This window comes from Tardiphaga sp. vice304 (assembly GCF_007018905.1).
In the GTDB taxonomy this organism is placed as follows: Bacteria; Pseudomonadota; Alphaproteobacteria; order Rhizobiales; family Xanthobacteraceae; genus Tardiphaga.
Map to the genome: position 1 here is coordinate 4,839,090 of NZ_CP041402.1, position 25,081 is coordinate 4,864,170.

Annotated in this window: 29 protein-coding genes; 8 read left to right on the top strand and 21 right to left on the bottom strand. The window is 63.1% G+C overall.

The window, feature by feature from the left end:
- Positions 1–66: 66 nt before the first annotated feature.
- Positions 67–690 carry a DUF2865 domain-containing protein gene (locus FNL56_RS23125; protein ID WP_143575188.1) on the bottom strand — a complete coding sequence of 208 codons (624 nt, stop codon included), beginning with the start codon at positions 688–690 and terminating at the stop codon, positions 67–69.
- Positions 691–715: 25 nt separating this feature from the next.
- Positions 716–1,483: a L,D-transpeptidase gene (locus FNL56_RS23130; RefSeq protein WP_143582574.1), complete on the bottom strand. Its 768-nt coding sequence runs from the start codon at positions 1,481–1,483 to the stop codon at positions 716–718.
- Positions 1,484–1,750: 267 nt separating this feature from the next.
- Between FNL56_RS23130 and FNL56_RS23135 the strand changes: the two genes are divergently transcribed.
- The 3 genes from FNL56_RS23135 (at position 1,751) to FNL56_RS23145 (ending at position 3,873) form a co-directional block, all read left to right on the top strand.
- On the top strand, positions 1,751–2,860 hold the full coding sequence (locus tag FNL56_RS23135) for an AI-2E family transporter (protein ID WP_143575189.1): 1,110 nt from the start codon (positions 1,751–1,753) through the stop codon (positions 2,858–2,860).
- Positions 2,861–2,930: 70 nt separating this feature from the next.
- Positions 2,931–3,299: a DUF883 family protein gene (locus FNL56_RS23140; RefSeq protein ID WP_143575190.1), complete on the top strand. Its 369-nt coding sequence runs from the start codon at positions 2,931–2,933 to the stop codon at positions 3,297–3,299.
- A gap of 103 nt (positions 3,300–3,402) precedes the next feature.
- On the top strand, positions 3,403–3,873 hold the full coding sequence (locus tag FNL56_RS23145; protein ID WP_143575191.1) for a hypothetical protein: 471 nt from the start codon (positions 3,403–3,405) through the stop codon (positions 3,871–3,873).
- A gap of 6 nt (positions 3,874–3,879) precedes the next feature.
- Here FNL56_RS23145 and FNL56_RS23150 read toward each other — a convergent pair whose 3' ends face one another.
- Positions 3,880–4,305, bottom strand: coding sequence for a hypothetical protein (locus FNL56_RS23150; protein ID WP_143575192.1), 426 nt, complete (start codon positions 4,303–4,305; stop codon positions 3,880–3,882).
- Between the two features lie 241 nt (positions 4,306–4,546).
- Entirely contained in the window at positions 4,547–5,353 is an 807-nt protein-coding gene (locus tag FNL56_RS23155; protein ID WP_143575193.1) for a response regulator, read from the bottom strand.
- Positions 5,354–5,571: 218 nt separating this feature from the next.
- Here FNL56_RS23155 and FNL56_RS23160 point away from each other — a divergent pair, with 218 nt between their 5' ends.
- Together FNL56_RS23160 and FNL56_RS23165 are read left to right on the top strand one after the other, a co-directional pair.
- The gene (locus FNL56_RS23160) at positions 5,572–5,763 is read left to right on the top strand and encodes a NepR family anti-sigma factor (RefSeq protein WP_168204695.1); all 192 of its coding nucleotides are present in this window, start codon (positions 5,572–5,574) and stop codon (positions 5,761–5,763) included.
- Positions 5,763–6,311, top strand: a complete 549-nt coding sequence (locus FNL56_RS23165; protein WP_143575195.1) for a sigma-70 family RNA polymerase sigma factor — start codon at positions 5,763–5,765, stop codon at positions 6,309–6,311. The genes FNL56_RS23160 and FNL56_RS23165 overlap by 1 nt, the downstream gene beginning before the upstream one ends.
- Positions 6,312–6,545: 234 nt before the next feature.
- Here the strand turns inward: FNL56_RS23165 and FNL56_RS23170 are convergent, their stop codons facing one another.
- From FNL56_RS23170 to urtA, 15 genes are all read right to left on the bottom strand, one after another.
- The gene (locus tag FNL56_RS23170; protein ID WP_143582404.1) at positions 6,546–8,192 is read right to left on the bottom strand and encodes a CHASE domain-containing protein; all 1,647 of its coding nucleotides are present in this window, start codon (positions 8,190–8,192) and stop codon (positions 6,546–6,548) included.
- Between the two features lie 290 nt (positions 8,193–8,482).
- Positions 8,483–9,109: an urease accessory protein UreG gene (gene ureG, locus FNL56_RS23175; protein WP_143575197.1), complete on the bottom strand. Its 627-nt coding sequence runs from the start codon at positions 9,107–9,109 to the stop codon at positions 8,483–8,485.
- A gap of 129 nt (positions 9,110–9,238) precedes the next feature.
- Positions 9,239–9,970 carry an urease accessory protein UreF gene (locus FNL56_RS23180; protein ID WP_143575198.1) on the bottom strand — a complete coding sequence of 244 codons (732 nt, stop codon included), beginning with the start codon at positions 9,968–9,970 and terminating at the stop codon, positions 9,239–9,241.
- On the bottom strand, positions 9,951–10,574 hold the full coding sequence (ureE, locus tag FNL56_RS23185; protein ID WP_143582576.1) for an urease accessory protein UreE: 624 nt from the start codon (positions 10,572–10,574) through the stop codon (positions 9,951–9,953). The genes FNL56_RS23180 and ureE overlap by 20 nt, the downstream gene beginning before the upstream one ends.
- A gap of 39 nt (positions 10,575–10,613) precedes the next feature.
- A complete protein-coding gene (locus tag FNL56_RS23190; protein WP_143575199.1) occupies positions 10,614–10,913 on the bottom strand; it encodes a putative quinol monooxygenase in 300 nt (99 codons plus the stop codon).
- A gap of 258 nt (positions 10,914–11,171) precedes the next feature.
- Complete coding sequence (ureC, locus tag FNL56_RS23195) at positions 11,172–12,884, bottom strand: urease subunit alpha (protein ID WP_143575200.1); 1,713 nt, start codon at positions 12,882–12,884, stop codon at positions 11,172–11,174.
- A complete protein-coding gene (locus FNL56_RS23200) occupies positions 12,885–13,190 on the bottom strand; it encodes an urease subunit beta (protein ID WP_143575201.1) in 306 nt (101 codons plus the stop codon).
- A 10-nt stretch (positions 13,191–13,200) separates the two neighbouring features.
- Positions 13,201–13,608, bottom strand: a complete 408-nt coding sequence (locus FNL56_RS23205) for a DMP19 family protein (RefSeq protein WP_168203009.1) — start codon at positions 13,606–13,608, stop codon at positions 13,201–13,203.
- 11 nt (positions 13,609–13,619) lie between these two features.
- Positions 13,620–13,922, bottom strand: a complete 303-nt coding sequence (locus tag FNL56_RS23210) for an urease subunit gamma (protein WP_068733936.1) — start codon at positions 13,920–13,922, stop codon at positions 13,620–13,622.
- A 21-nt stretch (positions 13,923–13,943) separates the two neighbouring features.
- Positions 13,944–14,777, bottom strand: a complete 834-nt coding sequence (locus tag FNL56_RS23215; protein ID WP_143575203.1) for an urease accessory protein UreD — start codon at positions 14,775–14,777, stop codon at positions 13,944–13,946.
- A gap of 32 nt (positions 14,778–14,809) precedes the next feature.
- A complete protein-coding gene (gene urtE / locus FNL56_RS23220) occupies positions 14,810–15,505 on the bottom strand; it encodes an urea ABC transporter ATP-binding subunit UrtE (protein WP_143575204.1) in 696 nt (231 codons plus the stop codon).
- A 2-nt stretch (positions 15,506–15,507) separates the two neighbouring features.
- Positions 15,508–16,356: an urea ABC transporter ATP-binding protein UrtD gene (gene urtD / locus FNL56_RS23225; RefSeq protein ID WP_143575205.1), complete on the bottom strand. Its 849-nt coding sequence runs from the start codon at positions 16,354–16,356 to the stop codon at positions 15,508–15,510.
- Positions 16,357–16,361: 5 nt separating this feature from the next.
- Positions 16,362–17,531 (bottom strand): urea ABC transporter permease subunit UrtC, encoded by a 1,170-nt coding sequence (urtC, locus tag FNL56_RS23230; RefSeq protein ID WP_143578316.1) that lies wholly within the window; start codon positions 17,529–17,531, stop codon positions 16,362–16,364.
- A gap of 178 nt (positions 17,532–17,709) precedes the next feature.
- Positions 17,710–19,281 carry an urea ABC transporter permease subunit UrtB gene (urtB, locus tag FNL56_RS23240; RefSeq protein WP_441351249.1) on the bottom strand — a complete coding sequence of 524 codons (1,572 nt, stop codon included), beginning with the start codon at positions 19,279–19,281 and terminating at the stop codon, positions 17,710–17,712.
- A gap of 301 nt (positions 19,282–19,582) precedes the next feature.
- Complete coding sequence (urtA, locus tag FNL56_RS23245; protein WP_143575208.1) at positions 19,583–20,905, bottom strand: urea ABC transporter substrate-binding protein; 1,323 nt, start codon at positions 20,903–20,905, stop codon at positions 19,583–19,585.
- A 505-nt stretch (positions 20,906–21,410) separates the two neighbouring features.
- Between urtA and FNL56_RS23250 the strand changes: the two genes are divergently transcribed.
- The 3 genes from FNL56_RS23250 to FNL56_RS23260 all read left to right on the top strand — a co-directional run bounded on the left by FNL56_RS23250 (position 21,411) and on the right by FNL56_RS23260 (position 23,680).
- A complete protein-coding gene (locus FNL56_RS23250; protein WP_143575209.1) occupies positions 21,411–22,844 on the top strand; it encodes a DEAD/DEAH box helicase in 1,434 nt (477 codons plus the stop codon).
- 25 nt (positions 22,845–22,869) lie between these two features.
- The gene (gene infA / locus FNL56_RS23255) at positions 22,870–23,151 is read left to right on the top strand and encodes a translation initiation factor IF-1 (protein ID WP_143575210.1); all 282 of its coding nucleotides are present in this window, start codon (positions 22,870–22,872) and stop codon (positions 23,149–23,151) included.
- A gap of 316 nt (positions 23,152–23,467) precedes the next feature.
- Positions 23,468–23,680: a cold-shock protein gene (locus FNL56_RS23260; RefSeq protein WP_011474122.1), complete on the top strand. Its 213-nt coding sequence runs from the start codon at positions 23,468–23,470 to the stop codon at positions 23,678–23,680.
- A 108-nt stretch (positions 23,681–23,788) separates the two neighbouring features.
- Here the strand turns inward: FNL56_RS23260 and FNL56_RS23265 are convergent, their stop codons facing one another.
- Both FNL56_RS23265 and FNL56_RS23270 read right to left on the bottom strand, forming a co-directional pair.
- Entirely contained in the window at positions 23,789–24,403 is a 615-nt protein-coding gene (locus tag FNL56_RS23265) for a TadE/TadG family type IV pilus assembly protein (protein WP_441351250.1), read from the bottom strand.
- The gene (locus FNL56_RS23270) at positions 24,400–24,945 is read right to left on the bottom strand and encodes a TadE/TadG family type IV pilus assembly protein (protein WP_143575212.1); all 546 of its coding nucleotides are present in this window, start codon (positions 24,943–24,945) and stop codon (positions 24,400–24,402) included. Before FNL56_RS23270 ends, FNL56_RS23265 begins: the two co-directional genes overlap by 4 nt.
- Between the last annotated feature and the right edge of the window lie 136 nt (positions 24,946–25,081).

The window sequence follows — 25,081 nt, forward strand, 5'->3', positions numbered from 1 at the left end:
CATCAGTGGCGTTGTGCGATGCATGACAACACCAAGGCAAACCGCGAGTTCCATGCAGGGAACCGATTATTCCTGAACTGGGCGCTCGAATTTGGCGCGGATCGCTTCCGGGGCCGGTGACATGTTGAGCGATGCACCTCGTTTATCCGGGCGGTTGGTGACCATCAGGCCGCCGGCGCCGGCAACGATATCACCCTTGCGCAGCGTTGGATCATCCTCGACCTTCACGGGCGCCAGTCCCAGTTGATCTTTGCCGTTGCAGGTGCAACCGGCCACCAGCTCGGTACGATACTTGAACGCGTTCGGAAGCGCCGTATACGGTTTTCCCGTCTCGGTCGCGGCCTGATCGATGGCGCTTCCATACACGACGGTGGTTTCACTGGCCGGACAGAAATTGGTGCACGACGCCGCGCGCGACGCGCTATCCGTGGCTGATATCGGAAAATAGCGCCCGTCGCAGCTACGGACGCAAAACGCCTGTCGCCCGCCCGAGGATGAGCGCGACTCGCGTCGCTCACCATATCCCCCTTCACTGCCGGACGGCCGCGACAGCGCAGGCGGCGGTCGGTCATCGACAATTCCGCCAAACAGGGCAGAGAAGAAATCCTGAGCCTGGACCGGCGTCGCCGATGGCATGGCAAAGGCAACGGCAGAGGCGATCAACGCCATTCGTGCAGGAAAACGGCGCATGGAACCTCCCCGAGAGTACGTAGCTTCAGTAGACCGACGGTGCCGACAGGTTCATGGCCTGTCGTCCGTCGGCCGAACGCGGCGAGTTGGCCGCGCGCGGCACATCACGAACCGCTTCGAAGCGCGGCGCTGGACCCGACTTCGGCAGCACCACCACCCTGGTGCCAACCGCGACGCGACTGAAAAGGTCCGCGACGTCTTCGTTGGTCAAACGAATGCAGCCCGACGATACGAACTTGCCGATCGTCGATGCATCGTTGGTGCCGTGAATGCGATAGATGCTCGAGCCGAGATACATGGCACGTGCGCCAAGCGGGTTGCCGGGGCCGCCTGCCATGAAACGCGGAAGATAGGGCTGGCGTGCAATCATCTCGGCTGGCGGATGCCAGTCCGGCCATTCCGCCTTGCGGCTGACGGTCTGTGTGCCGGCCCAGGTGAAGCCTTCGCGTCCGACGCCGACGCCGTAGCGCATCGCCCGACCATTGCCGAGCACGTAGTAAAGATAGGTGTTGGCGGTATCGATCACGATTGTGCCCGGCGCTTCGCGGCTGTTGAAAGACACTTCGGTCCGGCGGAAACGTTCCGGTGTCGCCGAGCTATCCTCGCCTGCTTCCGGAGCATCCATCACATCGTGCTCCGGAAAGCCGTTCGACGGGGCCGAAGCGTAGCTCATGACCTGCGCGGATGCGCCGGTCGACCACAGCGTCGGCGCCAGAACCAGCGCGGCTGCGAAAGCCAGCGCAGGGGCCGACCGCAGCGACAACTTTTGATTTCGAGAAGATGCCTGCGACATGATTGGCCCCGTTGATGCGTCATGATGATGACTGTTCAAACAACCACGCCAGTGCCGAACAGTTCCGCGCGAAGGACGCGCTTCGCGCGCTGTCAACCTCGCCAATGCTCACTATTTCGCGATGGAACCTTCGATCGAATTGCCGGTTATGGGGCCTCAGGCAAACAATCCCCTAGTGAGGGCTCTGCTCTGCAACGGAGCAACGCGCCGATGAGCAAAGTTCGAACGTTGCCCGATAAGAAAAGCGATAGCTCTAAAAGACCGTCCATGAGCGCGGCGCAGAAGACGGAGTCCTCTCACCCGGGCACGCCTATTCCGGACAGCAATGCCTATCAGCCACCTGTCATCCGCCGCGCCGAGGTGGTTGCCTTCGCCTTGGTGTCAATGCTGATTATCACCGTCGTGGCAGTGCTCTATGTCGCCAAGGCGTTTTTCCTTCCTATCGTCACCGCGTTCATCGTCGGCACCATGCTGTCTCCCGCCGCCACCTTCCTGGAAAAGCGCGGCATCCCGCGTGCGGTCTCGGCGGTGCTGATCGTCATCGGCGTTACCGGAGGGCTCGCTTTCATCGTCGGGCTGATCTCGGCGCCGCTGATGGAGTGGACCACGCGGCTGCCCGAGCTGGGAACGCTGCTCAAGGACAAGCTGCACGTGTTCGACCGGCCGCTGGCGCTGTGGCACCAGATACAGGTGCTGTTCGGCGGCTCCGAGACGCTGGCGACGACCAGGTTCGAAATGCCGAAGATCGACTGGGTGCAGCCGACGCTGGAATTCCTGTCGCCGACCTTCACCGAATTCCTCCTGTTCTTCGCCATCCTGGTGCTGTTCATCGCCAGTTGGAAGGACCTGCGCCGCGCGATGATCATGAACTTCGCCGATCACGAATGGCGATTGCGCACGCTTCGGATTCTCAACGCCATCGAGACCAGCCTGGGAGGCTACCTGATCACGGTTACGATGATCAATTTTGGCGTCGGCATCGCCACCGGCCTGATTTGCGCGCTCACCGGAATGCCCAATCCCGCCGGCCTCGGCGCGCTCGCCGCGACGCTGAACTTCTTTCCGATCATCGGGCCGGTCGCGATGTTCGTCATCCTGGTGGCGGTCGGCATCATCACCTCCGCCACGCTCGGCGCCGGCCTTCTCGCCGCCGCGCTTTTCGTCGGACTGACCTTCATCGAGGGCCACTTCATCACGCCGGCTATCATCGGGCGGCGGCTGCAGCTCAATGCGCTGGCAGTGTTTCTTGCACTAGCCTTCTGGACCTGGCTCTGGGGGCCGATGGGCGGCTTCCTCGCGTCGCCGATCCTGATCGTCGGGCTGATCCTGAAGGAGCATTTGATGCCGACCGACAAGACGCAGTTGCCGCCGGATTGACCGGTTCACGAATGGAACTTCCGGCCCGACCCGGCGTTTCAGCATTAGTATCAACTCGAGGGGACGGACAATGCGTATCGACGGCGCAGAGAAATTGAAGACCCTGACAGACAGAGCCACCTATGCACGCCTCGAAAAGGATTTATCAGCCGTGAAAAATGACATCTCCGCCCTCACCGACCAGATCACCGACGTGCTCAACAGCTTTGCCGGCGATGCCAGCAAACAGGCCCGTCGCGGCCTCAAGCAGGCACGCTCCAATGCCGATTCGATGTGGTCGGACGCGCAGGAGCGCGGCAGTCAGGCCTATGACGCCGCCTATGATGCGGCCTATTCGATGGAAGAGACGGTGGAAGACGCTATCCACCAGCGACCGCTGGCGGCCGTTGGACTGGCGCTCGGCGTTGGCATCCTGATCGGCGCCGCCTGGCGCCGCTAAGGCGTGAGACACCGGCGCGCCATTTGCGTATATGACAGACTGCCCTGACGGCGCCGCAAGGCGTCGTCAGTTCGTTTGAGGTATCGGTTTCAAGGGGGATTCCATGTTGCAGCGGCTGATCGACGATTTGAAGAATTCCACCGGCGCATCGCTGCGAATGACGTCGCTGGCCGCCCTGGCGGGCCTGGCACTGTTCGTCACGCTATCGTTTGTGTGCGCCGCGATATTCATCGCCATTCTGCATCGCTATGGAGCGATCGAGGCCTGCTTGACGCTTGCCGGCCTGTTCCTGGTCATCGCTCTCGTGATCGCCGCCATCTACATGACGAAGAAGCGCCAAGCCAGGGCCCGCGCTCTGGCGGCAGCCCAGCGCGCCCGGGAAGCTGCCGCCTCCGCGCCGATGATCGATCCCATGCTGTTGGCAACCGCCCTGCCGATCGTGCGGGCCATCGGGCTGACCCGGCTGATCCCGCTATTGGCTGTGGCGGGGGTGGCTTACGGATATTACATGAGCCGAAAGGCAGAGCCGGCAGACGACGAGACCGAGGGCGAGAGCGAAGGCGACGAGGCGTAACACCAATCAGGTGACGCAACGTCCCGGCTCGAGGAGTCTGGCGACTTCCGTGAGCACGCTCACCGGCGGCTCGCAGGCCACTGCAGACCGCTTCGATGACGCCTTGAATGTCGTCGCATTGACGACGTCTGATGCCGCGACGGGTTTTTCAACCTTCGCCGGCGGAGAAGAGATCCGCACCAACAGCGAGGTGTCGCGGAGGCCATGGAGCTGAAATGCCACCGTCCGGCTGCCGTCCTGGATCGTGGCGATCTGTGCCCGGTCCGACTTTCCACCGCGATTGACGGCTTCCGCATTGATCTGGCTGGCTTCGATGGCTGTGACAGGTACCGCCGCCGTGGCGCGCATATCGCTGCCGGATGCCAGCTGGATCGCTCCCAGCAACAGGGCTACGGCCGTACCGCCTAAAATTCCGCGGGTGATGTGAGACATGTGCCGCCTCGCGCTGCTGGGACCATCAAGTGGTGGTCGGCAGATCAACGCGGCAGGTTCGGAACGGGTTCTACACCCGGGATCACTTAACCGTGTGTACGAATTCAACGGTGAGCGATCGGTCCCCAGTGCCCCGTACGGGTCGTTAATCCAACGCCAGCGAGCATTCAGCGAACGATGCCAAACGAAAAAGGGCGGCTGCCAAGCAACCGCCCTTCGACTAGCGCGCAGATCGGCGCCTTCAGGAAGCCGCAGCCTTCGGTGTCTTGTTGCGCGAATTGCGCTGGAAGAACAGCGCCTGGCTGGCGACGGCTGACACCATCGCAGGCTGGAACGGCTTGGAGATCAGGAACGCCGGCTCCGGCCGTTCGCCGGTCAGGAAGCGCTCCGGATAGGCGGTGATGAACACCACCGGTACCTCGAACAGCCGAAGCAATTCGTTGACCGCATCGAGACCCGAGCTGCCGTCGGCAAGCTGGATGTCGGCGAGGATCAGGCCGGGCTTCTTGTTCTTGGCCAGAGCGATCGCATCCGCATGGGTGCGCGCCACGCCGATGACATTGTGGCCGAGGTTCTTCACCAGGCTCTCGAGGTCCATCGCAATGAAGGTCTCATCTTCGATGATCAGCACGTCGGTCGCGATCTCGGCAGCCATTTCGCGGCCGGCGGTATCGGCCAGCACGCGGGTCTCGGCCACGTCGGTGTCGAGGATGAAAGCCACTTCCTCTTCCGAGAAACCTTCGAGCGACAGCAGCAGGAACGCCTGACGCGGCAACGCGGTAATGTTGGACAGCCGACGCTCGGACGCCGACGAAAACGGCGTCACCTCGGGATCGTCGTTCAAGGCGACGGAATTCCAGATCTGCGTGAACAGACGGAAAAGTCCGGCGCGCGGTCCATGCTGCTCGTCGAGCAGCGACTGGTCCTGCAGCAACGCTTCCAGCATGGCGCCGACATAGGCGTCGCCGGATGCCTGATTGCCGGTCAAGGCACGGGCATAGCGCCGCAACAGCGGTAAATGTTCAGCTACGAGCTGTGATCGGGACATCCCCACTCCATCTTTCTGAGTCAAACATCAAGGTGCGGGAATGACACCCCCGGCTCCCCTGATATGCGTGTTTACGCCCCAGCGTCATGAAAGTTCCACGGGCTCGGAACTTTCAGCGAGGCTTTGAATTAGCACCGTAACAGAAGCCGCCAAAGCTTCAAAATCAAGAAAAACTCTCGAAATCCAAGGGCTTACCTTTGGGGAATGTGGAACGGGTCATGAAAGATGTGAAGCCAAAGCAGGGTGGGCTCAACTCCGAGATCCAGTCCCGGATAGGGCACCAGCTGCGCGCGATGTATGACGACGTGGTGCGTCAAGGTGTCCCGGACCGGTTCGCGGAGTTGATCCGCAAATTGGACGAACCTGGCGCCAAGGCCGCCGTGGCGACTAAAACCGATGGAGGCGAATAATGCCTCTCACCGATTCTCTCCGCGACGATATTCTGGCCTCGGTGCCGAGCCTGCGCGCCTTCGCGATCTCGCTCTCCGGCAATGGCGACCGTGCTGACGATCTGGTCCAGGAAACGCTGCTGCGCGCGCTGGCCAACATCGACTCGTTCCAGGTCGGCTCCAACCTGCCGGCATGGCTGTTCACGATCCTGCGCAACCTGTTCCGCTCGGATTACCGCAAACGGCGGCGCGAGGTCGAGGATGCCGATGGCAGCTACGCCAAGACGCTCAAGACCCAGCCGGCTCAGAATGCCCATCTGGAGTTCGAGGAGTTCAGGGCGGCGCTGGAAAAGCTGCCGCAGGACCAGCGCGAAGCGCTTATCCTGGTTGGCGCCTCGGGCTTCTCCTATGAAGACGCCGCCACCATCTGCGGCTGCGCCGTTGGCACCATCAAGAGCCGCGTCAACCGCGCACGCTCGAAGCTGAGCGCCCTGCTCTATGTCGACGGCACCGATGATTTCGGTCCGGACAACACGATCCGCGCCGTCATCGGTGGCAGCGGCGGCTAGACAAGAGCTTACGCAAATACGGAAAGCGGCCACTTCGGTGGCCGCTTTTTTTGTCGGGCGCTGATAAGAAGCACAGACCTATCCACGTCATTGCGAGGAGCGAAGCGACGCGGCAATCCAGAAGCCGCGAGCGCGACAAGAGCTGGATTGCTTCGTCGCAAGTGCTCCTCGCAATGACGGGGAAATAGCTGTGCTCACGGGTTCCCATAAAGGGATTCGCGTCAGGAAAAAGCGCTACTTGACCGGCTTGGCGAGCGCGCCGGTGCGATCGCGCTCGGTCATGTCGATCACGGTGTCCATCGGCGCGGTCAGCTCATAGACGTAGGACACGTCGGTAAAGTACCGCTTCGCCGTACCGCCCAGGGCTTCCGGCGCCACGCGGTCGAGCAGCACCACGCCGAAATCGCTGTCCGGCCGGCGCGTCGCCTCGGAGGTGTTGAATTCTTCCCAGCGGAAGTTGAACGTTGCCTCGTGGCCCTCGCCGCTGATTTCCCAATGCGCAATGATGTGCGGGTGCTTGCCGACCAGCGAGTGCCCCTCATCGGAATGCGAGGCCAGTTCGTAGAACAAAAGCGACAAGCTCTGCGCGGCGCGGGCGCTGACGGTGATGTCCGGGCCGGTGACGGCGATACGGTCCGCCCGCGGAATAGCGCGCGGCTCGAACAGGCCCTTGAGATTGACGCCCCGCCACTGGCTCTCCGACAGTAATGACACCACGTTGCTCATCGCGTGAATGCGGCCGATCAGCAGGTCACGCGCCACATCGAGGTCGGAGCCATGGCGCAGGGTGCGCGTCACGATCGACTGGATCACCGCCAGAATATTCTTTACCCGGTGGTTGAGTTCGTCGATCACGGCGGTGAGGCGTCGCTCGAAGCCGATGCGCCGCTGCACTTCCTGGCTGAGACGAAGGTTATTGTAGGCGACATAGCCAAACAGGCCGCAGATGATCGCCGTCAGCGCCAGCCCGATGGCTCCGACGATCAGCGCCAACCGTTGCGCGCGCGTCGTGATGTCCGTCTTGGGGTAGTAGCCCAGCGACCAGTCGCGGCTGCCAAAGCTGACGCTGCGCAGGATGCTCAGTGGCTTGTTGGCGACCAGCGGTCGCGCGGTGACCACCCCGCGCTCGTCCGCGACCAGCTCGCTGTCCTCCTTGCGCGGGTCCTTCAGCGCCACCGAAAACAGCGACAGATCGTCGTTTTCAAGCATCAGGGGGCCCAGTTCGTAGGAAAACGACACGAAGCCGGCCGGCGTCGTGTTGCCGTCCTGCAGCACGGGGGCGGCCAGCACCATGCCGATCCGCCCGCTCGGCCCCAGCAGCGACACCGGATCGGACGCCACCGGCCGGGCTTCGGCCATCGCGCGCGCCAGCATCGGCCCCAGGGTCGGGCTGTCGTTCAGGACGCGACCGGTCAGACCCTCGGTGACCGAATTGCGCGGCTCGACATCCATCAGCACATCGACGGGCCCGTCGAGCACCTGCGGGTCCATTGGCCTATCGTCAAAATTGCGGGTCGTGGGATTGCGGAATCCGGCCGCCGCCAGTTCAGCGCGGGCGGCTGGCAATTCGCCAGGTTGCAGCCGGGCGATCCAGCTGGCGAGCACGAAATCGGTCTTGAACGCATAGATCGAAGACCGCAGTGGCTGCAGCATATTGGCCTTCATGACCGAGGGCGCACGGAACAGCCCGGACGCCACGCGCGCCAGTAATTCCCGCTCGGTCAGCCGCTCCTGCACCAGGCTGGCGTGGATATCGACCGCACGCGCCAAGGCAATGCCGTCGATCGCCAGCTCCTGATTGTGCACACGATAGGCCGACAGGCCGGACAGGAACACGCCGACCAGTGCCATGAAGCCGATGATGAAACCCAGCCGGATCACGGGCATGGCCGAATATAGCAGGCGGAATGAGATGCACCGTTCGCGGGCAGAGCGGCGATCCCAAACAAATAGCTGATGAACTGCACGCCGGGCTGCCCGTGGTCATGAAGGAATCGTCGCCGCGCCTCATTGGCAACGGCCAATTCGCGGCTAGGGTTAGCCCAATCACGCCGAAATGTCTTTGTTCCAGATCGATCGGAATTTAATGTGGGTTCCCAGACAGGCTTGACGAAGTGACCGTCCCGAACATCTGCGGACGATGGCAAGCAATTACCTGCAGTCGGCACCATTCACGCGGCCCTGGCCTTCAGCCCGCCCTTCGCTTCGATAAAGGCAATGATGCGATCCAGGCCATCCTGGGTCTTCATGTTGGTCATCACGAACGGGCGCGCGCCGCGCATCCGTTTGGCGTCGGTATCCATTTTTTCCAGCGACGCTCCGACATGCGGCGCCAGATCGATTTTGTTGATCACCAGCAGGTCGGAACGGGTGATGCCCGGCCCGCCCTTTGACGGGATCTTGTCGCCGGCCGCGACGTCGATCACATAGATGGTGAGGTCGGCCAGCTCCGGCGAGAAGGTGGCGGCAAGGTTGTCGCCGCCGGATTCGATCAGCACCATGTCGAGATCCGGAAATTTGGCGCGCATGTCGGCGACGGCCGCCAGATTCATCGACGCGTCCTCGCGGATCGCGGTATGCGGGCAGCCGCCGGTCTCGACGCCGGCGATGCGGTCGGCGGTCAGCGACCCCGAGCGCACCAGGAATTCGGCATCCCACTTGGTGTAGATGTCGTTGGTGATGGCCGCGATGTCGTAACGCTCGCGCATGGTCTTGCACAACAGGTCCATCAGCGCGGTCTTGCCGGAGCCGACAGGACCGCCAATACCGACGCGCAATGGGCCGTGAAACGAGGACATGTCAGAGGCTCTTTCGGTTTGATGCGTTGATCGTAGCCCGGATGGAGCGTAGCGCAATCCGGGAAAAAGCATTTCAATGGATAGGACGGCCCCGGATTTCGCTACGCTTGATCCGGGCTACCGCGGACATCATGACCGAAACAGCCTCGTATACTGCGTCTCATGGCGCAGGCTGGCCAGATCGGCGCGAAAGGTGGCGCCGCCGAGGTCGTCGAGCGAAGCTGTCAGCGCGCGGGCGCCGGTCGCGACCACGACGGGCTCGAGCGCCGCCAGCACGCGCTGGCTGTCGGTCTGGCCGAGCGGCACCAGGCGGGCGCCGGCGGAAATCCAGTTCGAGGTCACCGCATGAAAGAAGGCGTGCATGGTGGCGGCCAGCGGAATCTGATGCGCGGCGCTGACGAGGCCAACCGCGACCGGATAGACGATGGCGCCATCGCAAGCGTCGATCAGGCGTTCCAGGCCCGGATGGCTCCATGCGCTGCGCGCGATCTCGATAAAGGCCCGGCCCTGCGACGTCGTCTCGAGCTGGCGCTCCTTCGAGGGCACGAAGGCCGCAGCGAGTTCAGCGATGTGGCGCAGCGCCACGTTATCGCCGCCCGAAACCGCGCGATGCACATGGGCCAGGAACACGCCGTCGCAGAAGCCGGAGCCGTCGGTCAGCATCGCCGACAACCAGTCCTGCAGGCTGGTCGCATCGGTAATGTCGCCGGCTTCCACCGCCCATTCGATACCACTGGAATAAGAGAAGGCGCCGACCGGAAACGCCGGTGACAGCCAGGTCATCAGCCGGTACAGCGCCGCGCCGTCGTCGGTCGACAGCACGGCGGGGATTTTTGCCGGGCTACTTGTGGTCATCAGCATGGGAATGGCCGTGATGCCCATGGTCATGGCCGCAATGTTCGTCGTGAACATGCTCGGCGGGCGCGTGTGCGGCGTGATCGTGGCCCGCGTGGTCGTGCTTGCCGTGATCGTGGCCATGGTGGCCGTGATCGTGGTGCGCGTGACCATGGCCGGAATGGTCATGAATTTCCGCGACCACCGCATAGGCACCGCCTTCGGGATCGAATGGCGCTTCGATTTCGATGATGCGGGCGCCGAGGCCCTTCACCATGTCCTCGATGACATGGTCGCGGCGGATGCGCAGGCCACGGGCGGTGATCTGCGTCGGCAAATGGCGATTGCCGAGGTGCCAGGCAATGCGAACCAGATGTGCGGGCTCGGTGCCGCGAATCTCGATCAGCGGCTCGGGGGCAGCGACCACCTCGACCAGCCGGCCGTCTTCCAGCACCAGCGCATCGCCACCTCGCAGCGCGATGGCGGTTTCGAGGTCGAGCAGGAACTCGAGCCCGCGGGTGCCGGTCATCGCCATGCGGCGGCGATGCCGATCGTCGAAATCGAGCACGACGGTGTCGGCTGCGGCTTCCTTGAACGGGTGCTGGCCCTTGACGTCGGTGGCGCGGATCATGGTCATACTCTCATTCTTGTAAATCCGCGCCGGCGCGTCCTATCGCACGACGACATCGGCGGGGGTGATGATCTCGATCTTCGGCGGCGCGGCAAAGCATTTTACGGCGACGCGCCCGAATGCCTTCATGTGCTCCATCTGACGATGCGGCACCAGCGCCTCGGCGTTTTCCCATTGTTCGACAAACACCATCTTGGTCGGGTCGGTGATGCTCTCATGCATGTCATAGGCGATATTGCCGGCTTCCTTGCGGGTCTCGGCGATGCAGGCGGTAGCGGCGGCAATCAGTTCGGCCCGTGTTTCGGGTTTCACGGTCAGGGTGGCGACGACGTAGATCAAGGCGAATGCTCCCGGTTCTGTTGTGGCACTGAGACGGCCGGGGCGGACCTTAGGGGGTTATGGCGCGGGATTGAAGGGGGCTTGTTGCGCGCAGGACGTGCCACCGCTTTCTTCCTTCTCCCCTTGTGGGAGAAGGTGGCGCGGGCGAAGCCCGCGACGGATGAGGGGTAACTACAAAGCGCCACACACCCCTCACCCGTCCGCGCTGGCGCGCGGCCACCCTCTCCCACAAGGGGGAAGGGAAGCCACAAGCGGCATTCAATACATGAAATAGCGCTGCGCCATCGGCAGCACTTCGGCCGGCGCGCAGGTCAGCAACTCGCCATCGGCGCGGACCTCGTAGGTCTCCGGATCGACCTCGATGTCCGGCGTCGCGTCATTGTGAATCATGCTCTTCTTCGAAATGCCGCTGCGGGTGTTTTCCACGGCATACAGCGCCTTCTGCGTGCCGAGCCTGGCCTGCAGCCCGTTCGAGATCGCCGCCCCCGAGGTGAACACGAAACTCGACTGCGTCAGCGCGCGGCCGAAGGCGCCGAACATCGGCTGGTAGTGCACCGGCTGCGGCGTCGGAATGGAAGCGTTGGGATCGCCCATCGGCGCCGCCACGATCATGCCGCCCTTGATCACCAGATCCGGCTTGACGCCGAAGAACGCCGGCGACCACAGCACGAGATCGGCGAGCTTGCCCTTCTCCACCGAGCCGATCAGTTTCGACACGCCATGCGCTATCGCAGGGTTGATCGTGTACTTGGCGATATAGCGCTTGACGCGGAAATTGTCGTTGTTGCCGTTGTCCTGCGGCAAGGACCCGCGCTGCTTCTTCATCTTGTCGGCGGTCTGCCAGGTCCGGATGATGACCTCGCCGAGCCGGCCCATCGCCTGGCTGTCCGACGACATCATCGAGAGCGCGCCGAGATCGTGCAGGATGTCTTCGGCGGCGATGGTTTCCTTGCGGATGCGACTTTCGGCAAACGCCAGATCTTCCGCGATCGACGGATCGAGATGGTGGCAGACCATCAGCATGTCGAGATGCTCGTCGATCGTGTTGCGCGTAAACGGCCGCGTCGGATTGGTCGAGGACGGCAACACGTTCGGCAGGCCGGCGACCTTGATGATATCCGGCGCGTGCCCGCCGCCGGCGCCTTCGGTGTGGAAGGCGTGAATGGTACGGCCCTTGAAGGCCTTGATGGTGTCCTCGACGAAGCCGGATTCGTTCAGCGTGTCGGAATGGATCATCACCTGCACGTCATGGTCGTCGGCGACGGTCAGGCAGTTGTCGATCGCGGCCGGCGTGGTGCCCCAGTCCTCGTGCAGCTTCAGCGCGCAGGCCCCCGCATGGATCATCTCGATCAGCGCGGCGGGCTTCGAGGCGTTACCCTTGCCGGAGATGCCGAGATTGACCGGGAAGGCATCGAACGACTGGATCATCCGCCCGATGTGCCACGGGCCGGGCGTGCAGGTGGTGGCGAAGGTGCCGTGCGACGGGCCGGTGCCGCCGCCGAGCATCGAGGTGACGCCGGACATCAGCGCGTGCTCGATCTGCTGCGGACAGATGAAATGGATGTGGCTGTCGAAGCCGCCGGCGGTAAGGATCTTGCCTTCGCCGGCGATGACGTCGGTGCCCGGTCCGACATTGATGGTGACGCCGGGCTGGATGTCGGGATTGCCGGCCTTGCCGATCGCGCAGATATAGCCTTCGCGGATGGCGACGTCGGCCTTCACGATGCCCCAGTGGTCGACGATCAGCACGTTGGTGATCACGGTATCGACCGCCCCCTCGGCATTGGTGGCCTGCGACTGCCCCATGCCGTCGCGGATCACCTTGCCGCCGCCGAACTTCACCTCCTCGCCGTAGATGGTGAAGTCCTTCTCGACCTCGATGATGAGATCGGTATCGGCCAGCCGGACGCGATCGCCGGTGGTGGGGCCGAACATGTCGGCATAGACGGAACGCTTGATCCTGACCGACATCTACAGCTTCCCCATCACGTCGCCGCGGAAGCCGTAGACCTCACGCTTGCCGGCCAGCTCGACCAGTTGCACGTCGCGGCTCTGGCCGGGCTCGAAGCGGACGGCGGTGCCGGCGGCGATGTCGAGCCGCATGCCGCGGGCAAGGGCACGGTCGAATTTCAGGCCGGGATTGGTCTCGAAGAAATGATAGTGCGAGCCGACCTGGATCGGCCGGTCGCCGGAATTCGCCACCGTCAGCGTCACGGTCGCGCGGCCGGCGTTGAGTTCGATCTCGCCGTCCTGAATGAAGAGTTCACCGGGGATCATGGTCGGTCCTTTACAGATCTTCGTCTTCGCTGAGCTTCAGTTCGAACGCCTCGGCGGCCTGCTGGATGACATCCTCGAGATCGCCAAGCGAGCCGTTCAGATCCCATAGCTTGTTGCCGAGCGGACTTGCCGGATCCAGCATGGCCTTGAGCGCGATATCGCGCCAGTCGTCCTGATCGTCAGGAAACAAAGCGATCGCGGCCTCGACGACCGGCGCGGCCTCGGGCGCGCCGACGATTCTAAGCGCCTCGGGGATCAGCACGATATCCGCGCGATTCCAGTTCGCGAACAATTGCGAGAAACCGCCATTATACCACTCACCGTGAAAATGCTCGACCAGCGCCAGCGCGCTCTCGGGATCGCTGAGGTCGAACTCGGCAAGGTCCTTCCAGCTCGGCTTCGACGGGGCGTCGGCCATGGCAGGCTCCTTCATCGGATCGGTTCGTGGACGGTGACCAGCTTGGTGCCGTCCGGGAAGGTGGCCTCGACCTGGATGTCGTGGATCATTTCGGCGATGCCGTCCATGCATTGCGCGCGGGTGATGACCTCGGCGCCGGACTTCATCAGCTCGGCGACGGTGCGGCCGTCGCGGGCGCCTTCGACGATGAAGTCGGAAATGATCGCGATGGCCTCGGGATGGTTCAGCTTGACGCCGCGCTCGAGCCTTCGGCGCGCGACTATCGCGGCCATCGAGATCAGCAGCTTGTCTTTTTCGCGGGGGGACAGATTCATCGGCCTACTCGACTTGCATGTTTAGTTCAGCCACAGCCGCGGCAGCGCCGCGCCGGAGCGCGCCAGGACCTTCATCATGTCGGTGCGTAGCTTGGCCGCATCTTGCGCACAGAAACGGGCCATTGCAAATCCGTTCCACGAGGAGATTCCCACCTCTCCGCCGAACCCATCTGACGCCTCGCGGATGCGCTCCACCAGCGCCTCGTCGCCGGGCACGATCAGCGCGGTGCCGATGGCGAGGCCGCCATTGGCGATCGCCGGCCTTGCCAGTTTCTCGCCGAGGTCGCCGTCGAGCCGAACGGTTTCGGCGAACACGAGACGGCCGCCGCGGCGCAGCCGCCAGCGATCGACGAAGCCGCCGGACAGCATCTTTTCGCCCATCGCGGCGCGGCCGAAGATCACGATCTCGCAGACGACCAGCGAGGCCGTGGCATCGAGGTCGATGTCGATCGAACGCTCAGTCCGGGAGCGATCGAACAGGATGGTCTCCTGCGGCAGCCAGGCGAGGTGTGCATCGGCGCCGGCCGTCAGCCTGATGTTGATCTCGGCTGCGGGGCCGTGCGAGCGATAGACTTTTTCGGCCGCGGCGGTGCTGACGGTCAGGCGGGTGCCCTCCCCCGCCGCTATATCGATATCGAAGCGATCGCCGCCCGCAGCACCGCCCGCCGTGTTGACGAACATCGCCGACAGGCCGTGATCCTCCGGCGACGGGAAGCGAACGCGCAGCGAGCCGGATTCATGCAACTGGCGGCGGCGGGTCTTGCCGTCGATCAGTTGCACGTCGAAGGTCACCGCGCCGCGGGCGCGGTTGGCGGCAAAGATCGCGGATGATGCGTCGGGGGAATCGATGGCCATGCTGTCTCCGCCCGCATCATACAGCGGATGGATCACAGCGCCATCTGCCGGCTGATCTCGGCGGGATCCAGCGTCGAGCGATCGCAGGCGAATTTCACCACGCCGCGGTCCATCACCGCAAAATTGTCGCCGAGCTCGCAGGCAAAGTCGAGATATTGCTCGACCAGCACGATCGACATCGTGCCGAGACTGCGCAGGTAGGTGATCGCGCGGCCGATGTCCTTGATGATCGAGGGCTGGATGCCTTCGGTCGGCTCGTCCAGCAGCAGCAGCGTCGGCCGCATCACCAGCGCGCGGCCGATCGCGAGTTGCTGTTGCTGGCCGCCCGACAGGTCGCCGCCGCGCCGGCCAAGCATCGATTTCAGCACCGGAAACAGCGAGAACACGTCGTCGGGAATATGGCGATCAGCCCGCTTCAGCGGCGCGTAACCCGTCTTGAGGTTTTCCTCGACCGTGAGCAGCGGAAAGATCTCGCGGCCCTGCGGCACGAAGGAGATACCGCGCCGCGCCCGCTCATAGGGCTTCAGCGCCGAGATGTCCTGGCCGTCGAAGGTGATCGAGCCCGACGAGATCGCCTGCTGGCCGACCAGCGCACGCAGCAGTGAGGTCTTGCCGACGCCGTTGCGGCCCAAAACGCAGGTCACCTTGCCGGGCTCCGCCGCCACCGTGACGCCGCGCAGCGCCTGCGCCGCGCCGTAATACAGGCTGATATTATCGACCTTCAGCATTGTCATCTTCCCAGATACACTTCGACGACGCGGTCGTTGGTCGAGACCTGATCGATCGTGCCCTCCGCCAGCACCGTCCCTTCGTGCAGGCACGTCACCTTGACGCCGAGTTCGCGCACGAAGGTCATGTCGTGCTCGACCACCACCACGGTCTTGTTGTCGCGGTTGATTGCCTTCAGCAGTTCGGCGGTCTGGTGGGTTTCCACGTCGGTCATCCCCGCGACGGGCTCATCGACCAGCAGCAGTTTCGGATCCTGCGCCAGCAGCATGCCGATCTCCAGCCATTGCTTCTGGCCGTGCGAGAGATTGCCGGCAAGGCGGTGGCGGGAATCGGTCAGGCGGATGGTTTCCAGCACGCGGCCGATACGCTCCATCTGCGCCCGTGTGTTGCGCCAGAACAGCGTGCCGCGCACGCTGTGGTCGACGTTCAGCGCCAGCATCAGATTGTCCTCGATGCTCTGGCTCTCGAACACCGTCGGCTTCTGGAATTTGCGACCGATGCCGAGCTTGGCGATCTCGGTCTCGTCGAGCAGCGTGAGATCGTGGATTCCGTCGAAATAGACGTCGCCCTCGTCCGGTCGGGTCTTGCCGGTGATGATATCCATCATGGTGGTCTTGCCGGCGCCGTTCGGGCCGATGATGGCGCGCATCTCGCCGGGGCCAAGCACCAGCGAGAGATTGTTGATGGCGTGAAAACCGTCGAACGAGACGTGGACGCCGTCGAGATACAGCAATGCGGAGGTGATGCGCTTCTGCCGCGCCTCGGCCTCGCGGGCGGCGACCTGCGGATCGACCGCCACGGGCGCGTGGTAGGTCGGCTTTACAAGCTCAGGCGTGTCGGTAATGGTCATGCGCCCTACTCCGCTGGTCGGGGTTTGCTGACGCCGTCTTCAGCGGCGGCGCTGTCTTCATTGGCGGTGTCGCGCTTCGCCTTCCACGGCTCCCACCAGGCGTTGAAGGTACCGATGATGCCCTTCGGCAGCAGCAGCGTCACCAGGATGAACAGCGCGCCCAGCATGAACAGCCAGTACGGCGCCAGCGCGCCTGAGGTGAACACGGTCTTGGCGTAGTTGACGACGACGGCGCCGAGCGCCGCGCCGATCAGCGTGCCGCGGCCACCGACGGCGACCCAGATCACCGCCTCGATCGAATTGGCCGGGGCGAACTCGCCGGGATTGATGATGCCGACCTGCGGCACGTAGAGCGCCCCCGCAACGCCGGCCATGCAGGCCGACAGCGTGAACACGAACAGCTTGTAGGATTCGACGCGGTAGCCGAGAAAACGCGCGCGCGATTCCGCATCGCGGATCGCGATAAGTACCTTGCCGAGCTTCGACGTCACCACCGCGCGGCACATCAGGAAGCCGAGCATCAAAGCAAGGCAGCTCAACGCGAACAGAGCCGCTCGAGTGCCATCGGCCTGCACGTTGAAGCCGAGAATGTCCTTGAAGTCGGTCAAGCCATTGTTGCCGCCGAAACCGAAATCGTTGCGGAAGAAGGCCAGCAGCAGCGCGTAGGTCATCGCTTGGGTGATGATCGAGAGGTACACGCCCGAGACGCGGGAGCGGAACGTCAGCCAGCCGAAGCCGAAGGCGAGCAGGCCCGGCACCAGCAGCACCATCAGGGCCGCGAACCAGAACATGTCGAAGCCGTACCAATACCACGGCAGCTCCTTGTAGTTCAGGAACACCATGAAGTCCGGCAAGACGGGATTGCCATAGACGCCGCGCGGGCCGATCTGGCGCATCAGATACATGCCCATCGCATAGCCGCCGAGCGCGAAGAACGCGCCGTGGCCGAGCGAGAGAATGCCGCAATAGCCCCAGATCAGGTCGATCGACAGCGCGAGGATCGCGTAGCAGACATATTTGCCGAACAGCGCCAGCAGATAGGTCGGCACCTGGAACATGGAATCGGCCGGCAGCAGCAGGTTGGACAGGGGCAGCAGTACGCCGACGGACGCCACGATCAGCAGGAAGATCGTGGCGCTACGGTCCAGCGAGCGGGTGAGGATGTGCGGGGTCATACGCGCGGACTCCACAACAGTGCACGGCCGGCTCCCCTCCCCCTTGCGGGGAGGGGTCGGGGGTGGGGGTTGCCACAGGCGACGTCGCTTGGGGTTACCCCCCTCCCCGACCCTCCCCCGCAAGGGGGGAGGGAGAAGAGCAGCGCGTCACGGCAGGCGTTCATATCTACATTCATCATCATGCTTCGATCGCCCGGCCCTTGAGTGCGAACAACCCGCGCGGGCGCTTCTGGATGAACAGGATGATCAGCACCAGAATGGCGATCTTGCCGAGTACCGCGCCGGCGACCGGCTCGAGAAACTTGTTGGCGATCCCTAACGAAAACGCGCCGACCAGCGTGCCCCACAGATTGCCGACGCCACCGAACACCACGACCATGAATGAGTCGATGATGTAGCTCTGGCCGAGATTGGGCGAGACGTTGTCGATCTGCGACAGCGCCACGCCGGCGATCCCGGCGATGCCGGAACCGAGCCCGAAGGTCAGCGCATCGACGCGCGAGGTCGCGATGCCCATCGAGGCCGCCATCCGGCGGTTCTGGGTCACCGCGCGCATTTCCAGCCCGATGCTGGAATAGCGCAGCATCGCCAGCAGGATCGCAAACACCGCCAGCGTGAAACACAGGATCCACAGCCGGTTGTAAGTGATGGTGATCTGGCCGAGTTCGAAGGCGCCGGACATCCAGGACGGATTGCCGACCTCGCGGTTGGTCGGGCCGAACATGGTGCGCACCGCCTGCTGCAGCACCAGAGACAGGCCCCAGGTCGCCAGCAGCGTTTCCAGCGGGCGGCCGTAGAGGAAGCGGATGATGGTGCGCTCGATGACGATGCCGATGATGCCGGCGATCAGGAACGCCAGCGGCACCGCCATCAGCAGCGAATAGTCGAACAGCCCGGGATAGGATGTGCGGATGATCTCCTGCACGCCGAAGGTGACATAGGCACCGATCATCACCATCTCGCCATGCGCCATGTTGATGACGCCCATCACGCCGAAGGTGATGGCGAGGCCGATGGCGGCGAGCAGCAGCACCGAGCCGAGCGACAGGCCATACCAGGCGTTCTGGGCGATCGACCACAGCGTCTGCCGGCTCTCGATCGCCTTGGTGGCGCTGGCGGCGCTGCGGGTCACGAGGATCGATTGCTCGGCGCCGGCGAGCCCGGTCAGCAGCGCCAGGGCTTCCTGGTCGCCACGCGCCTTGATGACGGCGATCGATTCGAGTTTCTCGACGTCGGTGGCGTCTTCCTTGAACAGCAGGATGGCGGCGCGGGCCTCGATGAATGCCTGCTTCGCTTTTTTGTCGGTTTCCTTCTCCAGCGCCTGATCGACAATCGGCAGCATCGCGGCGTCATGGGTCTTGAACACCGATTGCGCGGCTTCGACCCGCTTGGCGGGATCCGGCGACATCAGCGTCAGCCCGCCCAGCGCCGCATCGATGGTCCGACGCAGGCGGTTGTTGAGGCGCACCGCGGCGGCACTGTCGGGCACGCTGGCGACCGGCGCGCCGGTTGCAACGTCGGTGCTCTTGCCGTCGGCGTCGGTGAGATAGACTTTCTTGCTGTCGGGGTCGGCCATCAGCCGGCCGTCCTGCAGCGCGGTGATGATGGCGAAGGCCTGCGGGTTGCCGGAGGTGGCGATCACGCCGATGGCGTCGTCGGTGTCGGAATAATCATCATTGGCGAATTTGGCGACGGCGTCCTCGATTGGACCGGCCAGCGCGGGAATGGCAGACGCGGCTATCAGAAGCACGGCACAGATCAGAACGCGAAAACGCGCGGCTAGTTTATTATGCACTTTATGACCCCGGACGGGAGAAAAAAGAAGGCGGCGACACTGCCGCCTTCTCCAGTTTGCTCGGGAGTAACTCATCAAACGACGGATCGCGCCCCCGTCTTTGCGAGGAGCGAAGCGACGCGGCAATCCAGAGAGCCGCAAGGAAGAAGGACTGGATTGCTTCGTCGCATCTGCCGTGGCTCTGCGAGCCACGGCAGATGCTCCTCGCAATGACGGGCAAAGACGGTCCCGCGTTGCTCAGACCATCACGACGGGATCAGGAGCCCTGACCACCGCACTTGTTGGTCTTGGTGTTGTAGTTGCCGCACTTCTTGCCGACCCAGTCGCCGATCAGGTCCTTGGAGCCTTCGAGCTCCTTCGACCAGGCGTCGCCGGCCACCAGACCCGGGGTCTTCCAGACGACGTCGAACTGGCCGTTACCCTTGATCTCGCCGATGAACACCGGCTTGGTGATGTGGTGGTTCGGCAGCATCTTCGAGGTCCCGCCGGTCAGGTTCTTGGCTTCGATGCCCGGCAGCGTGTCGATGACCTTGTCGGCTTCCACCGACTTGGCCTTCTCGACCGCCTTCACCCACATGTTGAAACCGATGACGGTAGCTTCCATCGGATCGTTGGTCACGCGCTTCGGGTTCTTGGTGAAGGCCTGCCAGGACTTGATGAACTTCTCGTTCTCCGGGTCCTTGATCGACTGGAAGTAGTTCCAGGCGGCGAGATGGCCGAGCAGCGGCTTGGTGTCGATGCCGGCGAGTTCTTCCTCACCGACCGAGAACGCCACCACCGGGATGTCCTTGGCCTTGATGCCCTGGTTGCCGAGTTCCTTGTAGAACGGCACGTTGGCGTCACCATTAATGGTCGAGACCACCGCGGTCTTCTTGCCCGCCGAGCCGAACTTCTTGATGTCGGCGACGATCGTCTGCCAGTCCGAATGGCCAAACGGGGTGTAGTTGATCATGATGTCTTCCTGCTTGACGCCCTTCGACTTCAAGTAGGCTTCCAGCACCTTGTTGGTGGTGCGCGGATAGACGTAGTCGGTGCCGGCCAGCACCCAGCGCTTCACCTTTTCGTCCTTCATCAGGTAATCGACCGCGGGGATCGCCTGCTGGTTGGGAGCCGCGCCGGTGTAGAACACGTTGCGCTCGGATTCCTCGCCCTCATACTGCACGGGGTAGAACAGGACCGAGTTCAATTCCTTGAACACCGGGAGCACCGACTTGCGCGACACCGAGGTCCAGCAGCCGAACACCACGGCGACCTTGTCCTTGGTGATCAGTTCACGCGCCTTCTCGGCAAACAGCGGCCAGTTCGAGGCGGGATCGACCACCACGGCCTCGAGCTTCTTGCCCATCACGCCGCCCTTCTTGTTCTGCTCATCGATCATGAACAGAACCGTATCTTTGAGCGTCGTCTCGGAGATCGCCATCGTACCCGACAGCGAGTGCAACACGCCAACCTTGATGGTGTCGTCTGCTGCCATGGCGGGCGAGAAGGCCGAAAGGCCGAGGACAAGGCCCGCGGTCGCCGCCAAGGCGCGGCGCCGGGTGAGCGGCCCGGCTATGGCGTGAGTCAAATTGGTGATCATGTGCGTTCATCTCCCTGACGCAGACGTAAATGTTTGCGGACCGGCCCCACGGCCGATGCGTCAAGGGAATGGCAAGAAGTGTGCCATCGCCATTCTGCGCGTTATCGCTTTGTGACTGCTGGTAATTCCGCGATCCGGCGAGTCCCGCGACGATTGCGTGCCTAATTTTTGCGCTCATACTCTGAACGCCGCCAAGGCAGGCGGACCAAAAAACTTGCAATAATGCACGTTTGTATAAATTTCGTGCAGCGGTATTTTGTCGCTGGATCGGCTACTGCCTCGATTGACCTTGAAAACGCCGCGTTCCTGTTCCATATGACCAACACGACCTTGAGAATCATCAGGTCTATGCGAGCCGCGTGTACTGATCCCGTCCAACGGTTTCTGGCTTGCCCCTTCAGCCAACCTAAACGACGCCCCAGACACGCGGGTGTCTCCAGACACCCCTCGCGCGCTCCTGGCCTGATGGCCGGGCGCCTGCTTTCATGATGGAAAGACCTATCTTTTGACCACCTTTCAGGAATTCGGCCTCGCCGAGCCCATTACCCGTGCGCTTAAAGAAGAAAACTACACCACCCCAACCCCGATCCAGGCGCAGACCATCCCGATCGCCATCACCGGCAAGGACGTCATCGGCATCGCCCAGACCGGCACCGGCAAGACCGCATCCTTCGCGCTGCCGATCCTGCACCGCCTGCTGCTCGACCGCATCAAGGTGCAGCCCAAGCATTGCCGCGTGCTCGTGCTCAGCCCGACCCGCGAACTGTCCGGCCAGATCCTAGAGAGCTTCAACGCCTACGGCCGCCACATGCACCTTACCTCCGCACTCGCCATCGGCGGCGTGCCGATGGGCCGCCAGGTGCGCTCGCTGATGCAGGGCGTCGACGTCCTCGTCGCCACCCCCGGCCGACTGATCGACCTCGTGCAGAGCAACGGCCTGAAACTTAACCTGGTTGAGTTCCTGGTGCTCGACGAAGCCGATCGCATGCTCGACATGGGCTTTATCAACGACATCCGCAAAATCGTCGCCAAGCTGCCGATCAAGCGCCAGACGCTGTTCTTCTCGGCCACCATGCCGAAGGACATCGCCGAGCTCGCCGAATCGATGCTGAAGGACCCCGCCCGCGTCGCCGTGACCCCGGTGGCGTCCACCGTGGAGCGCATCGCCCAGCGCGTGATCCAGGTCGATCACTCCGCCAAGCCGACCATCCTGGCGCAGATCCTGAAGTCCGAGACCGTCAACCGCGCGCTGATCTTCACCCGCACCAAGCACGGCGCCGACAAGGTCGTGAAGGGCCTTGAGCGCGCCGGCATCCGCGCCGACGCCATCCACGGCAACAAGTCGCAGAACCATCGCGAGCGCACGCTGGCGAATTTCCGCAGCGGGGAAATCAAGACGCTGGTGGCGACCGATATCGCCGCCCGCGGCATCGACGTCGACGGCATCACCCATGTCGTCAATTTCGACCTGCCGAACATCCCCGAGACCTATGTCCACCGCATCGGCCGCACCGCGCGCGCCGGGGCCGAGGGCATCGCGATCTCGCTTTGCTCCGGCGAGGAAATGGCGTATCTGCGCGATATCGAAAAGCTGATCCGCATCTCGCTGCCTAAGGAAGATCGCCGCACCCCCGGTCGCAACGACGTGGGTCCGCCGCCCTCCCAGAACCGTGGCGGTCAGAACCGCAATTCGCGCCCGTCCGCACCGCGCAGCAATGACGGCGCGCCTGGCCAGAACGCGCGCAACCGTCGTCGCCCCCCGGGCGGCGGCAATGGCGGCGCACCGCAACCGAACCGCGACAACGCGCGGCACGAACCGACCGCACGTCCGGCCACCCAGGCCGGCGCTGCACCGAAAGAAGGGATGCAGGGCGTTGCCTTCCTGCATCGCGAGAGCCGACCCAATACCACGCCGAACCGCACCCAGCGTCCGCGCTAACACACGATCGATCTGGAGCTAACGAATGGCCAAAGAAGAGCTGATCCAGTTCGAAGGACTGGTGACCGAAATCCTTCCGGATGCGCGCTACCGCGTGCAGCTGGATGCCGGACACGAAATCGTCGCCTACACCGCAGGCAAGATGAAAAAGAACCGCATCAAGACGCTGGCGGGTGATCGCGTGACGATCGAGATGTCGCCCTACGATCTCGAAAAGGGCCGGCTGATCTTCCGCCACAAGGACGAACGTCCCGGCGGCGGCGCACCGCGTGGCGCTCCGCCGCGCGGCCAGTTCCGCCGGCGCTAAGTACGCTAACGCGCGCGACGCCTAGCTTGCACTGCACAACAACTACACCGCGCGTGGCACCCTGTGTCGCGCGCGGTTTTTCGTGGGAGGCGCGACTGTTCGTGCGCTATCAAAAAATCATGCGCGTCAGGATTGTCTTGACCGCCCGCTTCGCTTAACATCTGTCAATCGATTTTCGGCCGGACGACATTATCTATCCCCCGGTGCAGCCGGTCTAGACTGACGACCCTTCCAAAAATTCGATGTCACCAGCCTGCGCGCCCTCCGGAGAGGGGCGCCGGCTACTACTAAAGTTTATTGAGAAGGGACTACCCCCGTGAGCATGGGAACTGTGAAGTGGTTTAACGCGACCAAGGGCTTCGGCTTCATTCAGCCGGATGACGGCGGCAACGACGTGTTCGTGCACATCAGCGCTGTCGAGCGTGCCGGCTTGGGCACCCTGCGTGAAGGCCAGAAGATCAGCTACGAAATCGTTGCCGATCGTCGCTCTGGCAAGTCTTCGGCCGACAACCTGCGCGCCGCCGGCTAAACGAACTCCGCGGCTGCCGCTGCGTGAAGTCATCGACATGTACAAAAGGCCGCGCTTTGCAGTGCGGCCTTTTGCTATTGATGCGTTTGCCCGCATCCGCGGCGCAAATTACTTGCAGTCGTTGGCCGCCGAATAAAACACGCAGGCCGACTGTCGCGGCCGGGTGTAGGTCGACTCGCTGAGCGTAATGCCGGCCTTCGGCACGACGTAACCGATGATCGGCTTGTAGACGTAGCTCACCTCGGCGAGGATCAGGTACTGGTTCGCCAGCACGTTGTTCGATGAGTCTTTCCCGATCAGCCCCGTCGGCACCGTGATCGCCGAATTCACCGTGCGCGCTGCATCGCCTTTGCTCCAGTAGATTTTTCCGGTACCGGTCGTCGGGTCGATATAGACCTGACTGATCGTGACCGTGAGCGCCGAAGCGGTGTAGGGCGTCAGCACCGCATCACCGATCGTGAAGAAGTTGGTGAAGTCGGTGTCGGTAACCTTGGTATAGCGCGAGGCCAGATCTGCCATCGATTGCGCGATGATCGTGACCTTGCGATCTGCGCCGACCCCCATCGAGACGTCGATCATGCCGAAGAACATCAAGATCATCAGCGGCATGATCATGGAAAATTCAACCGCGGCGATACCGCAATTGTCCGCCGCCAGGCGTCTCAGACAGCGCGAAATCCGGCAGCACGATGCAACAGACCTGACCATGATCCCGGCTCTCATTGCGGACGGAATGCGGCTGTCGCCGTCAGCAGGCGCGACTGGCTGGTGCCGCCGCGGTTGATGTTGGCGATGTTGTAGCCAAGACCTGTCACGAACAGCGGCCACTGGTAGAACGAACGCACCACCACGGTGCTGGTCGTGTCGGTCGTAGCCGGCGGGTTGTAGCTGAAGCTGTCGACGAATTTGCCGTTGGCATCGATCGGATCGGCAATCGTGAAGGCGGCGCCCGCCGCATAGGTCTGCACATCGTTGCGCAGCTTCGTGCAGTCCATCAACACCTTGACGCGGTCGCAGACCGCCGTTTCATAGGCCGATTTCGACATCGCCGTGCTGGTGAAGAATGTGCGTCCGCTGTCCTGCACCGCGGTCTCAAGAACCTGGCCGGCGAAGAACACGATGGCCGTTTCAATGATGGCGAAGATCAGCGCGAAGAACACCGGCGCAACGATCGCAAACTCGACGGCGGCAGAACCGCGCCGGTCCCGTCCGAAGCCGCGCACCGTGCGGCCGGACGCCGAGATCGAGATGATCGGTAAAAGCATCAGTAAACCCTGAACTACCGTGATTGTCTGGCGCCAAGATTACCGCAAACTGATTGTGGAAGTGTTTCCAGCGACACAGACGACCTGTCACGCGCCGTTATCGCCATGTTAACCACGATCCGACGCACCGGCCGGA

Excerpts from the sequence above, each read along its gene's own strand:
- ureG (WP_143575197.1), bottom strand. The coding sequence starts at position 9,109 with ATGTCCTCGTTTCACGGCCCATTGCGCGTCGGTATTGGCGGTCCTGTC.
- FNL56_RS23145 (WP_143575191.1), top strand. The coding sequence starts at position 3,403 with ATGTTGCAGCGGCTGATCGACGATTTGAAGAATTCCACCGGCGCATCG.
- FNL56_RS23205 (WP_168203009.1), bottom strand. The coding sequence starts at position 13,608 with ATGGCCGACGCCCCGTCGAAGCCGAGCTGGAAGGACCTTGCCGAGTTC.
- FNL56_RS23130 (WP_143582574.1), bottom strand. The coding sequence starts at position 1,483 with ATGTCGCAGGCATCTTCTCGAAATCAAAAGTTGTCGCTGCGGTCGGCC.
- FNL56_RS23155 (WP_143575193.1), bottom strand. The coding sequence starts at position 5,353 with ATGTCCCGATCACAGCTCGTAGCTGAACATTTACCGCTGTTGCGGCGC.
- FNL56_RS23160 (WP_168204695.1), top strand. The coding sequence starts at position 5,572 with ATGAAAGATGTGAAGCCAAAGCAGGGTGGGCTCAACTCCGAGATCCAG.
- FNL56_RS23200 (WP_143575201.1), bottom strand. The coding sequence starts at position 13,190 with ATGATCCCCGGTGAACTCTTCATTCAGGACGGCGAGATCGAACTCAAC.
- urtE (WP_143575204.1), bottom strand. The coding sequence starts at position 15,505 with ATGCTGAAGGTCGATAATATCAGCCTGTATTACGGCGCGGCGCAGGCG.
- FNL56_RS23180 (WP_143575198.1), bottom strand. The coding sequence starts at position 9,970 with ATGCTGATGACCACAAGTAGCCCGGCAAAAATCCCCGCCGTGCTGTCG.
- FNL56_RS23265 (WP_441351250.1), bottom strand. The coding sequence starts at position 24,403 with ATGAGAGCCGGGATCATGGTCAGGTCTGTTGCATCGTGCTGCCGGATT.
- FNL56_RS23270 (WP_143575212.1), bottom strand. The coding sequence starts at position 24,945 with ATGCTTTTACCGATCATCTCGATCTCGGCGTCCGGCCGCACGGTGCGC.
- FNL56_RS23215 (WP_143575203.1), bottom strand. The coding sequence starts at position 14,777 with ATGGCCATCGATTCCCCCGACGCATCATCCGCGATCTTTGCCGCCAAC.
- urtD (WP_143575205.1), bottom strand. The coding sequence starts at position 16,356 with ATGACCATTACCGACACGCCTGAGCTTGTAAAGCCGACCTACCACGCG.
- FNL56_RS23140 (WP_143575190.1), top strand. The coding sequence starts at position 2,931 with ATGCGTATCGACGGCGCAGAGAAATTGAAGACCCTGACAGACAGAGCC.
- FNL56_RS23125 (WP_143575188.1), bottom strand. The coding sequence starts at position 690 with ATGCGCCGTTTTCCTGCACGAATGGCGTTGATCGCCTCTGCCGTTGCC.
- FNL56_RS23210 (WP_068733936.1), bottom strand. The coding sequence starts at position 13,922 with ATGAATCTGTCCCCCCGCGAAAAAGACAAGCTGCTGATCTCGATGGCC.
- infA (WP_143575210.1), top strand. The coding sequence starts at position 22,870 with ATGGCCAAAGAAGAGCTGATCCAGTTCGAAGGACTGGTGACCGAAATC.
- FNL56_RS23165 (WP_143575195.1), top strand. The coding sequence starts at position 5,763 with ATGCCTCTCACCGATTCTCTCCGCGACGATATTCTGGCCTCGGTGCCG.
- urtC (WP_143578316.1), bottom strand. The coding sequence starts at position 17,531 with ATGACCCCGCACATCCTCACCCGCTCGCTGGACCGTAGCGCCACGATC.
- ureE (WP_143582576.1), bottom strand. The coding sequence starts at position 10,574 with ATGATCCGCGCCACCGACGTCAAGGGCCAGCACCCGTTCAAGGAAGCC.
- urtA (WP_143575208.1), bottom strand. The coding sequence starts at position 20,905 with ATGATCACCAATTTGACTCACGCCATAGCCGGGCCGCTCACCCGGCGC.
- ureC (WP_143575200.1), bottom strand. The coding sequence starts at position 12,884 with ATGTCGGTCAGGATCAAGCGTTCCGTCTATGCCGACATGTTCGGCCCC.
- FNL56_RS23135 (WP_143575189.1), top strand. The coding sequence starts at position 1,751 with ATGAGCGCGGCGCAGAAGACGGAGTCCTCTCACCCGGGCACGCCTATT.
- FNL56_RS23150 (WP_143575192.1), bottom strand. The coding sequence starts at position 4,305 with ATGTCTCACATCACCCGCGGAATTTTAGGCGGTACGGCCGTAGCCCTG.